Annotated in this window: 13 protein-coding genes; 6 read left to right on the forward strand and 7 right to left on the reverse strand. The window is 44.5% G+C overall.

What is annotated here, in order from left to right:
- Positions 1-5 precede the first annotated feature (5 nt).
- A complete protein-coding gene (gene clpP / locus HRR27_RS07040; RefSeq protein WP_173272229.1) occupies positions 6-605 on the reverse strand; it encodes an ATP-dependent Clp endopeptidase proteolytic subunit ClpP in 600 nt (199 codons plus the stop codon).
- A 310-nt stretch (positions 606-915) separates the two neighbouring features.
- Positions 916-2229 carry a trigger factor gene (gene tig, locus HRR27_RS07045; protein WP_173272231.1) on the reverse strand — a complete coding sequence of 438 codons (1314 nt, stop codon included), beginning with the start codon at positions 2227-2229 and terminating at the stop codon, positions 916-918.
- 295 nt (positions 2230-2524) lie between these two features.
- Between tig and HRR27_RS07050 the strand changes: the two genes are divergently transcribed.
- Positions 2525-2734, forward strand: coding sequence for a YgaP family membrane protein (locus HRR27_RS07050; RefSeq protein WP_173272234.1), 210 nt, complete (start codon positions 2525-2527; stop codon positions 2732-2734).
- A 167-nt stretch (positions 2735-2901) separates the two neighbouring features.
- On the opposite strand, the gene HRR27_RS07055 is transcribed toward HRR27_RS07050, so the two are convergent.
- Positions 2902-4065, reverse strand: a complete 1164-nt coding sequence (locus HRR27_RS07055; RefSeq protein WP_173272237.1) for a peptidoglycan-binding domain-containing protein — start codon at positions 4063-4065, stop codon at positions 2902-2904.
- A 724-nt stretch (positions 4066-4789) separates the two neighbouring features.
- Between HRR27_RS07055 and HRR27_RS12925 the strand changes: the two genes are divergently transcribed.
- The gene (locus HRR27_RS12925; protein WP_279585860.1) at positions 4790-4921 is read left to right on the forward strand and encodes a hypothetical protein; all 132 of its coding nucleotides are present in this window, start codon (positions 4790-4792) and stop codon (positions 4919-4921) included.
- Between the two features lie 281 nt (positions 4922-5202).
- On the opposite strand, the gene HRR27_RS07060 is transcribed toward HRR27_RS12925, so the two are convergent.
- The 4 genes from HRR27_RS07060 to HRR27_RS07075 all read right to left on the reverse strand — a co-directional run bounded on the left by HRR27_RS07060 (position 5203) and on the right by HRR27_RS07075 (position 10208).
- Complete coding sequence (locus HRR27_RS07060) at positions 5203-5925, reverse strand: DNA alkylation repair protein (protein ID WP_173272240.1); 723 nt, start codon at positions 5923-5925, stop codon at positions 5203-5205.
- A gap of 80 nt (positions 5926-6005) precedes the next feature.
- On the reverse strand, positions 6006-6521 hold the full coding sequence (locus HRR27_RS07065; RefSeq protein ID WP_173272242.1) for a DUF3010 family protein: 516 nt from the start codon (positions 6519-6521) through the stop codon (positions 6006-6008).
- Positions 6522-6603: 82 nt separating this feature from the next.
- On the reverse strand, positions 6604-9180 hold the full coding sequence (acnB, locus tag HRR27_RS07070) for a bifunctional aconitate hydratase 2/2-methylisocitrate dehydratase (RefSeq protein WP_173272245.1): 2577 nt from the start codon (positions 9178-9180) through the stop codon (positions 6604-6606).
- A 452-nt stretch (positions 9181-9632) separates the two neighbouring features.
- Positions 9633-10208: a hypothetical protein gene (locus tag HRR27_RS07075; RefSeq protein WP_173272247.1), complete on the reverse strand. Its 576-nt coding sequence runs from the start codon at positions 10206-10208 to the stop codon at positions 9633-9635.
- 682 nt (positions 10209-10890) lie between these two features.
- On the opposite strand from HRR27_RS07075, the gene purB reads away from it, so the two are divergent.
- The 4 genes from purB to HRR27_RS07095 all read left to right on the forward strand — a co-directional run bounded on the left by purB (position 10891) and on the right by HRR27_RS07095 (position 15483).
- Positions 10891-12291, forward strand: coding sequence for an adenylosuccinate lyase (gene purB / locus HRR27_RS07080; protein WP_173272250.1), 1401 nt, complete (start codon positions 10891-10893; stop codon positions 12289-12291).
- Positions 12292-12446: 155 nt separating this feature from the next.
- Complete coding sequence (locus HRR27_RS07085) at positions 12447-13454, forward strand: HlyD family secretion protein (protein WP_173272252.1); 1008 nt, start codon at positions 12447-12449, stop codon at positions 13452-13454.
- Positions 13451-14374: an ABC transporter ATP-binding protein gene (locus HRR27_RS07090; protein WP_173272254.1), complete on the forward strand. Its 924-nt coding sequence runs from the start codon at positions 13451-13453 to the stop codon at positions 14372-14374. The genes HRR27_RS07085 and HRR27_RS07090 overlap by 4 nt, the downstream gene beginning before the upstream one ends.
- Positions 14374-15483 carry an ABC transporter permease gene (locus HRR27_RS07095; protein WP_173272256.1) on the forward strand — a complete coding sequence of 370 codons (1110 nt, stop codon included), beginning with the start codon at positions 14374-14376 and terminating at the stop codon, positions 15481-15483. The genes HRR27_RS07090 and HRR27_RS07095 overlap by 1 nt, the downstream gene beginning before the upstream one ends.
- Positions 15484-15653 lie beyond the last annotated feature (170 nt).

The raw sequence follows: 15653 nt of genomic DNA on the forward strand, positions 1-15653 counted from the left end.
AGGTATTATCGTGCACTTAACACTTCATCAATAAGACCATAATCTTTCGCGGCGGCTGCACTTAAAAAATTATCACGATCGGTATCTTTTTCAATTGTGGCAATATCTTGCCCAGTATGATCTGCCAACGCTTGGTTTAAACGCTGTTTAATGTCTAAAATTTCTTTTGCATGGATCTGAATATCACTGGCCTGCCCCTGAAACCCACCAAGTGGCTGATGAATCATCACTCGTGAATTTGGCAACGCAAAACGCTTACCTTTCGCACCAGCGGATAATAAAAAAGCCCCCATGCTGGCCGCCTGACCAATCACCATGGTACTGACATCAGGCTTGATAAAGCGCATAGTGTCATAAATCGCCATGCCCGCTGTCACACTGCCGCCAGGTGAATTGATGTACAAACTAATGTCTTTGTCCGGATTCTCAGATTCTAAGAAAAGCAGCTGCGCGACAATTAAGTTCGCCATGTGATCTTCAACTGGACCAACCATAAAGATGACACGCTCTTTCAATAAACGTGAATAAATATCAAACGATCTTTCTCCGCGGCTGGTCTGTTCAATCACCATTGGGACTAATGCGTTTTGAATCAAATTATCCATAATTTTATTATTATCCTTTTCGTTCTTGCGAACTTTCACTGCAAACGGATACAAGCACTCTTTGCATCATACCCATTCAGGAAAGCGCTTGCTGATACAGTATATTGAGCCCTGTACCCCTTGTGTTCTCAAAGCCTACCCTACTTTTAAAGCGGGCTTTATCAGATGGGAAATTTTAGTTATCTTAGCTTTTTTGTAGGCAAAAAAAAACTTAACCTCAATGACAAATCCAAAATTACATCATCAAGATTAAGTTTTTAGGTTTTTTCAACCGCTCTCTTTATTGAAAGACGGCTGCAACCAATAAGTCTTAAGCAAACTTACGGTTTAACACTTCTTCAAAAGACTTAGTAACTTCTGTTACTTTCGCTTCATCTTTTACTTTTTGAGCAACTTTGTTCTCAACAAGCACAGAGCGAATCTCGAAGCGCGCACCTGGATTTTGCGCATACCAGTTAACGACTTCTTGTGGATCTTCATATGATGAAGCCTGCTCAACAATAAACGCTTCCACTTCCGCATCCGATGCTTCAACATTATTGGCTTTAATGATGTCACCCAAAATCAAACCAAGCTTAACGCGTTTATTCGCTTCTTCTTCGAACATTCCCGCTTCAAGCTTAACGTCTGCAGCAGACATACCACGCTGCTGCATATCTTGCTGCGCACGCTCCATCAAGCTTTGAATTTCTTGATCAATTAGGGATTTAGGAATTTGAACATCCACCACTTGCTGTAATGATTCAAGAATCGCTGCACGGTTATGCGCTTCAACCGCACGAGCAAGCTCTTTTGTCATGCTCTCTTTAATTTCTTTCTTAAGCGCATCTTCAGTCCCTTCTTCAACACCGAAAGATTGCACAAATTCTGCATCAACTTCTGGTAACTGCTTGGTTGAAACCGAATGAACAGTAATATCAAAAGTAGCTGTTTTGCCTTTTAAAGACTCTGCGTGGTAAGTTTCAGGGAAAGTAACTTCAATCACTTTCTCTTCGCCTTTTTTCATTCCCACGATTCCGTCTTCAAACCCAGGAATCATACGTCCAGAACCTAATTCCAAAGGAACATTCTCTGCAGACCCACCGTCAAATACTTCGCCGTCAATCTTGCCAACAAAATCGATAATAACTTGTTCGCCGATGGTCGCTTTTTTATTGCCGTTAGCCGGTTTCCAAGCCATACGTTGTTCACGTAGACGGGTAATCATGCTATCCACATCGGCATCGGTGACTTCTGAGCTGATGGTTTCAACTTCAACTGAAGTAAACTCAGGTAAAGTGATTTCAGGATAGATTTCAAAACGCGCCGTGAAAGTCACTTCGTTTTCAGAATCTTTTAGTTCGTCAAAAATCGGGTAACCCGCCACTTTTAGCGACTCTTGTTCTACGGCATCATAAAATGCTTTCTGCAGGGCTTCGCCCATCAGTTCTTGACGAACTTCCGCACCGTGACGCTGCTTAACCATAGTCATCGGGACTTTTCCTGGACGGAAACCATCGATGCGCACTTTACGGCGAATTTCGTTCAAACGTTTATCAATTTTTGCGCCCATATCTTCGGTGGCAAAAGTCACAGTCATTTTGTGTTCAAGACCTTGTTCCGGCTTTTCTACAGTTACTTGCATCTTATTTCTCAAAATCAAAAAGGGTTAGTCCAAATCTAGAAGGCCGTTTTAGCTAGGGCTAACAACAACGTTCCGTAAAAATTAGGTTCGGGATTATACTGGCTTGTATTCAAAATTTAAAGCACAAACGTAAAACCCTTGTAAAAACAACAACAAAACTTTATTCATTACTCAAAAGCACACATACCAACTCGAAAAAATTAATGCTAGAATAGCGCACATTGTAATTTTTGGCAGTTTAAGCGGTTTAAACCGCTAAAACCTAATCGCGTTCTATCTTCTTTGAGGTTTAATTATGACAGTAGAAAAAATTATTCTTTTGATTGCCGGCACCGTGGTATTGATCAGTTCAATCCTAAGTGTTTATCACGCACCTGAGTGGATTTACTTAACTGGATTTGTCGGGGCTAACTTACTTTTTGCTGGTCTAACGGGCTTTTGTCCAATGGTGAAAATTTTACGCAAATTTGGCGTTAAAAGCGGTGATGCATTTACTCGCTCTTAAGTCCAATAGCGCAAAAAAAACCGCCTCTAAAGGCGGTTTTTTTATCTAATACTCTTAATTCTTACCGAACAAGCTTGCGCGAATTCTAGCGAAAACTCTATCTGCGTTTGATCAATCAATCCTACAGATGTCGGTAACGTCACAAAATTAAAACTCAAAATAAACAACTACTTCATGATACCCATCTGATTCAATACTTCGAAAGTAATTGCTCCTTCAGCCAAACCGTTATCTCGCTGATAACGATTGAGGGTTGCGGCGGTATTCGGCCCCCACAAACCATCAATGACATCCAAATCATTCGGCGGGCTTGGCTTTAGATAACCAGCTTTCTCTAAAACTATCTGTATACGTTTTACAAGTTCTTCTGAACGGTCGGCCTTACAAATTGTTTTACGCTCCGCCATTTGTGAGGGTGCGGTTTCAATACGAGTCTCAACGGTCTCATATTTGGCTGCTTGCGTAACTTGCATCGTTTTAGGCTGTGTAATCTGTTGCTGCATCGTTACAGTCTTGTACTTTGCCGGAATGGTTTTATAAACCACTTCTTCTGGTTTTACCAAAACCGTACGGGTTACCGTTTTAGTCTCCGCCGGAATGGTTTCTAATACCACTGACTTTGCTTTAACCAATTTTTTCTGCTGAATGGTTTGATACTCGTCTGGTACTTTCACCATACACTTGTAATCACCATCGACTAAACGGGCTCCGGGTGATGTGCGATAACAGGGTTGCCATTCTTCATACCCATCTTTAATTTTAATTCGGACTTCTTTAACCTCAAATTCAGCTGGCACCGAAACCCATCGCTCACGTGCAGGGCTTAACACCACTTCTTCCGTCACCGTCTTATATTGTGCCGGAATCACTTTCTCAATCACTCTCTGCTCAGGAGCCAATTCAATTTTTTTCTCAACCGCTTGATACAAGGCCGGTTCGACTTCTTGGTGCGTGGTCTCTGGCTCGATTAAAATTTGCTGTTTTTCAACGCGGAATTTTCCTGGAACCTTTAATGTCTGTGAACATGCCTGATAAATTTTTCCATCGATATTACCGGCAATCGAAGCGTCATCAAACTGTATGGGCAATGCTTTTGGCGCTTGCTGCTTTTTAAGTACCGCAAAAACTTCTGCTTGCTGGCGCTGTTTACGCTGCTCATCCAAAATACGCTGACGTTCTTCTACTTTCGCTTTTTCAATTAACAGATCAATATCTGCCGGAGAAGAAATTTCTGTTTTTGCTTCAGGTTCCGGAACATCCGTTAACATCGGTACACATCCCGTAAAGCCAATGATCGCCATGCTTAATGTCGTTAATTTAAAAACTTTCATCCTCTAACAACCCTGCCTCAGTTTTAATTTGCCTGTTATTCTAACGGAATGTGCTTTAAATAAAACCATCCTTATTTGCAAAGTTTTCTGTGCAAGCAAGCAAATCTGAGCGAATCCAAGAAAATCCACGCATTTTTACAGACGCCCCCCCTCTTTATTAACTGCAACAAATGATCAATTAATTTTTTCAGGCGCCAAACATAACGACAAACAACTGCCTTGTTCAGCCAAATTGTTCTGTGCCTGGAGCCATTTTGATTTGTTCTATATATCTTTAGTCAAATCATTCGCTATTTAAGGTTATTTGAACGTGTTTTTCGTCATTCAAAAGATTATAGCCCCGCCTATTTGACAATTTAAAAATGAGAATCAATGAAAAAAACAATTTTTTGCTGACCCGAAGATCTATGCGCTCGCACTCTTTTGTTTATTTTAAGAAATGTATGATGGGGTAACAGTAGGCATAAGCCTTATTTATAGAGACAACAGTTTTTCTTGCCTATCAAGCTCAGGTAACTTAGATTATCGACAACATACAGTTGCCCACCATTAAGATTTCTTCCAGTCGCTCAGCCCCTTATTTTCTTGTGACGTTTGCAGGATAAGTTTACGCATTGTGACTCATATAGACATTTTGCCAATAGCCGCCTGCACAAGCCGATGTAAAAATAGCCCTTGAAAACACAACTCATTGATTTAAAAAACTTTAAGAAGGATGACAACGATGAAAGCGATTTTTATCAGCACACTACTATTAATCAATACCTTTTACATCGCCAACGCGTCAGCTTGCCCAACCGAAGGACTTGAAATTGAGCAACACATTGCTAAATTAAGTGAAGCGATCAATCTGTAGTCAAAGACGAACTATTTTTTGGCAAAGCGTTATTGGCAGCTCTCCTAGCCATTGCACCATTCATTGATGAATATGCGCCAGCATCATGACGCCTATTCATCAATAACTTTAAAAGAGAAGAAATATTCGATTACTTAGCAAATTCATTGCACAGGAAGAATGCACCGTCATTCAATGCTTTTAATTTACAAGGAGAAAGATAATGAGACAGAAGCGCCAAAAGGTAAGCTTAATTGTTCAAAACCCCAATCTACGAAACTTGTCTGTATTTTTTAAGATACCTAAAATTTTCTGATTCGCTTAGGGTCGCGTTGTAATAACTCCGTTCTAAGAGGTTCAGCGACTTTTTCCAGCGCATAACGCAACGTGGTTCGCGACATTGCATTCGAATGCGCCTCTATGAACTCTAGCAAGCGATTTAAATCCCCCTTTCCTACTTCACGTAACATCCAACCTACCGCTTTATGCAGCAAATCCTCACGATCACCCAATAAATATTGCGCGATGTTCAATGCATCATTATAGTCGTGCTGACCGATAAAAGACCAACAAGAGACCATTGCAATGCGTCTTTGCCACAGACAGTCTTGTTTAGCCAATTGATACAAAATCGCTCTATCTCGCTTGAGCAGATAAACCCCAACAATTTTGTGCGCGGAGGAATCAACCAAATCCCAGCTATTTATTTGGCAACTGTTTTGCACGTAAAACTGATAAATTTTGGTGCGTAGCGACTCATCCCCATTTGCAAAACGCTGCACCAATAGCAGCACCGCAAAAAGGCGAATCTCATGCCATTGAGATGCAAGTAATGCAGCAATATCATCGAGCTCCAAGGCGCTGGCAACACGGATTTGTTGACGCAACTTAGGCACCGGAATCCCTAAAAATCGATCATTAGCCGCATAACCACCTGTATTGGTTTTAAAAAAACGCGCGGTTTGCTGTGCTACTTTTTCATCTGCCAGCGAATATAAATGCTGTTCAATCGCATTTAGCTGCACGCCCACCCCCAGAGTAAGTAGACAAACGTCCTAAAAGACACATAACTCCCCCAGCATTGATTAAAGCTTGGCAATCTCAATCAATCTTCATCTGTTTCTTCTTCACGGCGCTCTTCACGTCGTTCTTTGCGTTTGGCAATTTCATATTGACGTGCCTGCTCAACCCGACCAGTCGGATCGGAAAGCTGGGCATACGCCACTTCAAAAGCCTGCTGTTGAAATTTCTTAAGACCGGTTTCAGCAAAAGGAATTGTCATTGGAAATTTTTTAGCGATAGCACTTTGCGTGGCACTGTTCATTAACACCACCTCACACTGGTGAATCAACTGCAACACAGCCTCTAGTTTAAAGCCTTCCGCACTGCCCGCAAATTTGCCTTTACGCATTCGCTCACGAATGACAATTTGGTCAATTTTGTAATCCTCTATGAGCTTGGCAACACTTTTTTGAAAATACTGTAAATCACTGGATTTATCGACATTATGGCAAGTTAACTTTCGCGCTCGACATTCTGGTAAATAAAACATCCCATTCTGGGTTTCTAATAAAGCGATATTAATGTCTTTCGAGGCAATCTCAACACCGAGTACACGCATCTCTTGGCTCCTAAATTTTGCATAAAAAAACCGCTCGATGATTCCTCAAGGAGCGGTTTGGGGTTAATCAGTTACACCATCATTAGGCAACTGCAACACCGATTTCTTCCAGTTTTTTCGGTGAAATAACTTCGTAATCGGCCATTTCATCAAACTGCAAATAACGATAAACATCATCGCCCATGGTATCAAGCATTGCGACTTTATCCATATATTCGGCGACGGTAGGTAATTTACCCATAGCAGCACAAACCGCAGCCAGTTCCGCAGAACCCAGATAGACGTTTGCATCATTCCCTAGACGGTTCGGGAAATTACGTGTCGACGTTGAGAAAACCGTCGCATTATCCGCTACACGCGCTTGGTTCCCCATACACAATGAGCAACCTGGCATTTCAGTACGCGCACCCACTTTACCATAAGTACTGTAATAGCCTTCTTCGATTAGCTGACGCTCATCCATCTTAGTCGGAGGGGCTATCCATAGCTTCGTTGGCAACTTAGACATATTCTCTAAGACTTTGCCCGCGGCACGGAAGTGACCGATATTGGTCATACAAGAACCCACGAACACCTCATCAATCGGCGCGCCAGCCACTTCCGACAATAATTTCACATCATCCGGATCATTTGGACAAGCGACGATTGGCTCCTTTATTTCAGCCAAATCAATTTCAATCACTTCTGCATAGCTGGCATCGGCATCGGCCTCTAATAATTCAGGGTTATCAATCCATGCTTGCATAGCATCACGACGACGTAACAAAGTGCGCGCATCTTGGTAACCATTTTCAACCATCCAATCAATCATCGCCATGTTTGATTTTAGATATTCGATGATCGGTGCTTTGTCTAATTTAACGACACAACCGTTTGCAGAGCGTTCTGCCGAGGCATCCGATAATTCAAAGGCCTGCTCAACTTTTAAGTGCTCCAGACCTTCAATTTCCAACACACGACCGTTAAAAACGTTTTTCTTGCCTTTTTTCTCAACCGTTAGTAAGCCTTTTTGGATAGCCGCATAAGGAATCGCATTCACCAAATCACGCAATGTAATACCCGGCTGCATCTCACCTTTAAAACGCACCAAAACAGATTCAGGCATATTAAGCGGCATAACGCCCAAGGCAGCACCAAACGCCACCAAACCGGAACCCGCAGGGAAAGAGATACCAATTGGGAAACGCGTGTGTGAATCACCACCGGTACCAACGGTATCTGGCAACAATAGACGGTTTAGCCACGAGTGGATAACCCCGTCACCCGGACGCAGTGCAACCCCGCCACGACTGGTCATAAAGTCTGGCAAAGAGTGCTGCAGTTTAATATCGACTGGCTTTGGATAAGCGGCCGTATGACAAAAAGACTGCATAACCAAATCGGCTGAGAAACCAAGACAAGCCAGCTCTTTCATTTCATCACGGGTCATCGCCCCAGTGGTATCCTGCGATCCAACAGTTGTCATATGTGGCTCACAGAACATTCCTGGACGCACGCCATCGATACCACAAGCCTTACCGACCATTTTTTGCGCCAATGTATAACCGTGATCTGCTTGCGATTTATCCGTTGGACGAATGAATTTATCGGATGCCGCCAGACCGAGCGAACGACGCGCCTTATCGGTCAAACCACGCCCAATGATTAAAGGCACGCGCCCGCCAGCACGCACTTCATCCGGCATGGTATCAGGCGCAATGTCAAAGGTAGAAATCGTTTCGCCCGCTTGGTTGGTCACTTTACCTGCGTATGGGTGAATAGTAATGACATCGCCCATATTCATATTCGCGACATCACACTCAATTGGCAGTGAACCGGAATCTTCCGCGGTGTTAAAGAAAATTGGCGCGATTTTACTGCCGAGCACTACGCCGCCTTGACGTTTGTTTGGTACGTAAGGAATGTCATCGCCAAACCACCACATAACCGAGTTCATCGCAGATTTACGCGAGGAACCAGTACCCACAACGTCACCAACATACGCCACAGGGTGACCTTTGGCTTTCAGTTCTTGAATAATGGCTTCTGGATTTTCCATACGTGCCGCCAACATCGTTTTAGCGTGCAGCGGAATATCTGGACGAGACCAAGCAGCAGTTGCCGGTGAAAGATCATCGGTATTGGTTTCGCCATCGACTTTAAAGACCGTAACAGTAATCTGTTCCGGCATTTTTGGTTTCGCTTCAAACCATTCCGCTTCCGCCCAAGACGTCATGACCGCTTGAGCAGCGCTATTTCCATTTTTCGCTTTAGCTTCAACATCATGGAATGCTTCATACACCAATAAGGTTTTTGACAAGGCTTTGACAGCTTCTTCAACAACCGCTGGATTTTGTGAATCCAGACAACGAATCATCGGCTGGACGTTATAGCCCCCCATCATAGTGCCTAGCAAAAACACGGCTTTTTCCGGAGAAATCAAATCTACCGCTGTCTCACCTGTGGCCAACGCCGCCAAGAAGCTTGCCTTAACGTAAGACGCTTCATCAACGCCTGGCGGCACACGGTTAACCAAAAGATCCATCAGGAAAGACTCTTCCCCTGCTGGTGGATTTTTAATCAGGTCAATCAATTGTGCAGTTTGTTCTGCATCAAGTGGTAAGGCCGGCACGCCTTCTTGCGCGCGCTCTGCAACATGTTTGCGATAAGCTTCTAACATCGTCTTGATCACTCCAGAAATTACGAAATAAAAACAGCCATATTTTAGCATAGCCTTATGAAAGGGGGGAAAAGCCTTATCAAACTATGCCATTTAATCCTATAAAACCGGCAATTCAAGAAACCGTTAGAATTAAACAAATACAGAAAATCAAAATGGCTATGCATTTCGAGACAAGCCTAACATTTATGCCTTACCATCCTTCGATGGGATCAATGCGCAACTGGCTGTGTCTCTTTAAGCCTAAACTGATTTAATTTTTTTATTTTAATGATAAGCAGAAAAGAAAAAGCCCAAGTTTCAATAACCTGGGCTTTATACAGAACTTAAAACAGAAACTTTACTGGGGGCTTAATCTAATCACAAAACTAGGCCAGCACTGAACCCATCGAAGGATTGCAAAGGGGCTGCTCATCGGTGTCTCAAAACACCTAGACTCGTGATGCGCACCTTTAATTGGTCGCCACATTTTGCAAATCTTGCGAGTAAAGTTTTTTGTCAATCGCACAGGCCTCATTAAAACTATTAACCGACTGATTGTAAGCTAAGCTTTTTTGGCGGTACTCTTCAGTCATATTATTGTAGCCTTGCACCTTAATGCGCAAAGCCGCAATCCGATCATTTAAATCTTGGCGTGCTTGATTATAGCTATCATAATTTTCACGTTTGACCAAATCAGCATTGACATACTTATCCAAATCACTCTTCTGCTGGTTAAGCTCGGTGTTTTGCTGTTCAATTGCTTGTTTTTCCATCTCAATGCTGGCCTGTAAATCTTTTAACGCACCTTTTTGCGCCGTAAAATCCTCTTGCATCGCCATACATTGATTTAATTTAACTGGCGATAAAATCTCGTAACCGTCTTTATTCCCATAATCACGTAAACCAGAAAAGGTGCTGTACTTGATCGGCTCAGGCTTTACGGTTTTTTGCTCTTCGGCACAACCGGTAGTAGTCAAAATAAACATCCCTGGCAAGATTCCAGCCAAAATGACGCGTGTTAAAAAAGGTTTGTTGAAAGGTTTCATAATGTCTCCCGCTTACTAAGTCAATCAATCTAAACAAATTGGATTTGTTGTGCCATACAATGAAATGCCGACACCATCTTGCTTAGAACCGCTTATTTTTATTGATTTTATTCTAAAAGAGCGTCTCTTTAATCAACTTCTCTAGCAACTAAAAAATGCAATCTTATATGCAAAATCAAGCAGTTAACGAGGTTTGGATTAAACAGACCCTAGCAATTCTAACCACTCGCAGGAGTAAAGACAATTCACTGTTAAATATTTTTAAGAAAATTAACCAGTAAATTCCCGTCACAATATAAGTGAGTTTTTTACATATAACCCAATCATTCAATTAAAGACGGTTTAACGCGGATATTTAATCTAAAAAACCTTGAAAAAAATTCATTATTAAATTTACTTATCCGACTTACTCTCCCCCAAAAAGTGCTTTATTAAACAATCATTTTTTGTTTATGAAGCCATCTTACCGATTATAGAGAGACGCAGAAAAAGTCCGATTACTCCAGCACAGGATTGCAAGCTGCGCCCGTCAAGTCTTTGAAGAATTTAACTGCGTGGTGCAGCCTGTTTTTGGAGGTGTTCTGCATCTCTATAGGTTTTTGTACAGCTTTAACTGCCTAAGCAATCACTTTAGGCTATAATATTTGGCTATTTTTCAACTTGTTAACAAAGGGTTTGTGGAATGCTATTGTCAGAATTAACTGCAATTTCTCCGGTTGACGGCCGTTACGGCGCGCGTCTAGGTAATCTAAAAGAAATTTTCAGTGAATACGGTTTGATTAAAAATCGTGTAAAGGTTGAAGTTTTCTGGCTAAAAATGCTGGCAAACCACCCCCAAATCACCGAAGTGCCTGCGCTGTCTGACGAAGCGAATCAGCACTTAATGAAACTGGTCGACGATTTCTCTTTAGAGATGGCGCAACGCGTTAAAGAGATTGAACGCACCACCAACCACGATGTAAAAGCGGTTGAGTACCTGATTAAAGAACACTTTAACGGTCATCAAGAGCTGATGGCCGTGGCCGAGTTTGTGCATTTTGCCTGTACGTCGGAAGACATCAACAACCTGTCTTACGCTTTAATGCTCAAAGATGCGCGCGAACACATCATCATTCCCGGAATGAACGAAGTCATCACAAAAATTTCCGATATGGCTCAAGCAATGGCCGACATTCCGATGTTGTCGCGTACCCACGGTCAACCGGCATCGCCAACCACTGCCGGTAAAGAGTTTGCCAATGTGGCTTACCGTCTGCAGCGTCAAGCGAAACAGCTGATGGATGTGCGTATCATGGGCAAAATTAATGGTGCAACCGGTAACTACAACGCGCATTTAGCGGCTTACCCGGAAATTGACTGGTATGCGTTAAGCGAACAGTTCGTTAACAGCCTAGGGTTAATGTGGAACCCTTACACCATCCAAATTGAACCACATGACTACATCGCCGAATACTTTCATGTGATGCAGCGTTTCAACACCATTCTGATCGACTTTGACCGTGATGTTTGGGGTTATATCTCCAACGGTTTCTTCAAACAGAAAACCGTGGCCGGCGAAATCGGTTCTTCGGCCATGCCGCACAAAGTCAACCCGATCGACTTTGAAAACTCGGAAGGAAACCTAGGCATCGCCAATGCCATTTTTGATCACCTTGGTCAAAAATTGCCGATTTCTCGCTGGCAGCGCGACCTGACTGACTCTACCGTTCTGCGTAATCTTGGCGTAGGCGTGGCTCACACCATGATTTCCCTGCAAGCAACCCTCAAGGGGCTGAGCAAACTTGAAGTGAATGCGCAAGCGATGGCTGACGACTTAGACAATAACTGGGAAGTATTGGCTGAAGCGATTCAAACCGTTATGCGTCGTCACGGTTTTGATAAACCTTACGAAAAATTAAAAGACCTGACCCGTGGGCAAAAAGTGAACAAAGAGATCATGCAGAACTTTGTCGACAGCTTAGAAGGTCTTCCAGAAGACGCAAAACAGCGTCTACGCGACATGACTCCGGCAACCTATATCGGTAACGCCAAGCAGCAAGCTGCCAATATCGAACTGGCCAATACGATACTTAAAGGCCGCTAAGTTTTTAACTCAAAAAACAAGTCCGGTAAAACCCAAAGCCATTAGAGCGCGTATCTAATGGCTTTTTTCATTTATACAGCCGATCCAAAAGCCAAAAATCTCTACGCAGGCGCTGAACGACATGCCTATTCCCATTGCGTTCATGCCTAGGCATAATGGTAACAACTGCAAACGACATGGCTGATTCGATGAGACCGATTTCTCTTTTTTACGCAACCGTCCTCTTGCTAGCACTTAGCTTAACAACGAGCTTGGTCGCCTCTGCGCAATCCGCACTTAACTACACCGGCTATATCGAAGCCGAGTATACCTACCTTGCGCCCTCCACATCCGGCCGGTTGCAAGCGCTGTCGGTGCAGGCCGGTGATCCAGTTGTAGCGCAACAAACGTTATTTTCACTTGATCAAGAAGCCCAGCAAATTGCCGTCAAGCAGGTGCAAGCACAATTAAAACAAGCCCAAGCCAATCTCGAGGACTTGCAAACAGGGGCTCGCCCCGATGAGATTAAATCACTGCAAGCACAACTCAATCAAGCCAAAGCGACCCTAAACCTGTCCGCGACCGAAAAGACGCGTTGGAGCAAACTGGCCGAACGGGGCAACGCCTCGCAATCGCAAAAAGAGCAAGCCGTTCTGGCATGGCAAATCGCACAGGCCAATGTCAACAATTTGCAAGCGTCTTTGCATTTAGCGCAACTCGGCGCTAGAGAACAACAGATTACCCGCGCCAAAGCGGCAGTAGACGCTGCGCAAGCGAATCTGCAACTGGCGCAATGGCAGCTCACACAACGGACACTGCAAAGCCCATTAAACGGTCGTGTCGAACAAGTCTTTCATCGTCTGGGCGAATACGTGAGCGCCAACACGCCGGTGCTGGCTTTAATCACCCCACAACAGCTCAAAGTAAAATTTTATGTCCCGGAACAGCAACTCTCCCATTTGCGCGTCGGAGAACCGATTCAAGTGCATTGGGATGGCGCAGACAGCCCTTTAATTGGCAAAATTCGTTTTATCTCCGCCATAGCTGAATTTACCCCGCCGATTATTTTTAGCCAAAATTCGCGTCAAAAGCTGGTCTACTTGGTGGAAGCGCAACTCATCAACAGCGAATTACGCCCCGGCCAAGCGGTCGATATTACCTTAACTAAGAAGCCCCGACCATGAGTGCGTTGGCAATTGATGTTCAGCAATTGGTAAAGTGTTTTGGTCAAAAAATCGCCGTTGACCATATTGATTTACAGATGCCCAAAGGCAAAGTTTGGGGATTCCTCGGTCCGAACGGCTCCGGCAAAACCACCACCATTCGCATGATTTGCGGCCTGCTCAAACCCACATCAGGCAGCGGTTATTGCCTTGGCTACGACATTCAATCCGAACAAAACGCCATCAAACTGGCCACCGGTTACATGACACAAAAATTCTCTTTTTGGGAAGACCTAAGCATTCGCGAAAACCTTGAATTTGTCGCTCGGTTATACCATCTGCCCAAACCGCATAATTTGGTTAAGCAGACCCTGGACGACCTCGGATTAAGCGAACGCCAACACCAGCTCGCCGGAACCCTCTCCGGCGGTTGGAAACAGCGTCTCGCGCTCGCCGCAGTGACACTGCATCAACCGCAACTCCTACTGTTGGACGAACCGACAGCCGGTGTCGATCCACAAGCACGACGCGAGTTCTGGGATCAAATTCACCAGCTGGCCAATCAGGGCATGACCGTGTTGGTTTCCACCCACTATATGGATGAAGCGGAACGCTGCGACCGTATCGTCTATCTTGCCGACGGCAAAATTATCACTCAAGGCACGGTACAACAAATTATTCGCGAATCGGGCTTAGTCACCTTGCGCAGTCAAGGCGACAACATTCGGCAACTGGCCGCGCGTTTCAAACAAGAAAACGCGGTAGAGCACGCCGCCTATTTCGGATCGGCTTTGCATATCAGCGGACAAAACCGTCAGGCATTGCAAGAAGCTGCTCATCGCCTCACGCCGGAGATCCCTTGGCAGGAAGTCGAGACCACTTTAGAAGACACCTTTATCGCCTTGACACAACGTGCCGGCTTACACAAGGAGCACCTATAATGTGGGCAATTTTGCTCAAAGAACTGATCCAAATGCGCCGCGATCGGGTGACTTTTGCCATGATTCTCATTATCCCGATTATGCAGTTGATTCTATTTGGCTATGCCATCAACAACGACCCGAAACATCTGCCGACCGCGGTGCAAATCGAAGATAACAGCCCCATAAGTCGCACCATTCTCAGTGCCTTGCACAATTCTGACTATTTTCGCTTTATCACAACCCGCCCTGACAGCACCCAAAGCGATGCACTGCTGCGAACAGGCGAGGCCTCTTTTATCCTGACCATTCCGGCCGGATTCACCCAACAATTGATTCGCGGCGAACGGCCACAAATTCTACTGGAAGCCGATGCCACCGACCCAGTCGCAACCGCCAACGCCATCGCTAAATTCCAACAGATTATCGACCACGCTTTGATGCAAACCTTTAGCGGACCTTTGGCCTATCTGAACACGGCGGCGAATGCACCGGAAGTGGTGATTCTGGCGCATTACAACCCCGAGGGGGTGACGGCATTTAACATAGTACCAGGCTTGGTCGGGGTGATTTTAACCATGACGATGGTGATGATTACGTCCATGGCGATGACGCGTGAAGTGGAGCGCGGCACTCTGGAGAATCTTCTCGCCATGCCGGTTCGCCCCTATCAAGTGATGATCGGAAAAATCGCCCCCTACATCTTAGTCGGTGCCGTGCAGACGGTGATTATCTTAATCACCGCACATTATCTGTTTGCAGTGCCGTTTCTCGGCTCACTGTGGCTATTAAGTGCCGGCGTGGTGCTTTTCATCCTCGCCAATTTGGCGCTGGGTTTCACCTTCAGTACCTTGGCGCAGTCGCAAATGCAGGCGATGCAGTTGACCATCTTTTTCTTTTTGCCGTCGATACTTCTATCAGGATTCATGTTTCCGTTTCACGGTATGCCTGACTGGGCGCAGTTAATTGGCGAAAGTTTACCGCTGACGCATTTTTTGCGCATCATTCGCGGGGTGATGTTAAAAGACAGTTCACTCGAAGATTTGCTACCGGAGTTCATCGCCATCGCGCTCTTTATGTTGCTTGCCGGCTTAGTGGCGATCAAACGCTATCGCCAAACACTCGACTAGGCTCAATGCGACTTAGTTTTCACCGATAAAACCGCATCGAATCATCGTTTGCTATTAGTGTCCATCGCTTATTCACCTGCGCCTTGGCAGCTTACCTTAGTTGCAAAACAGAACCTGCAAGCGAATCCACAAAAGAGTATCATATTGGCTTTCGCATTCTAACGAGCCAT

The sequence above is a fragment of the Thiosulfatimonas sediminis genome, from assembly GCF_011398355.1.
In the GTDB taxonomy this organism is placed as follows: domain Bacteria; phylum Pseudomonadota; class Gammaproteobacteria; order Thiomicrospirales; family Thiomicrospiraceae; genus Thiomicrorhabdus; species Thiomicrorhabdus sediminis_A.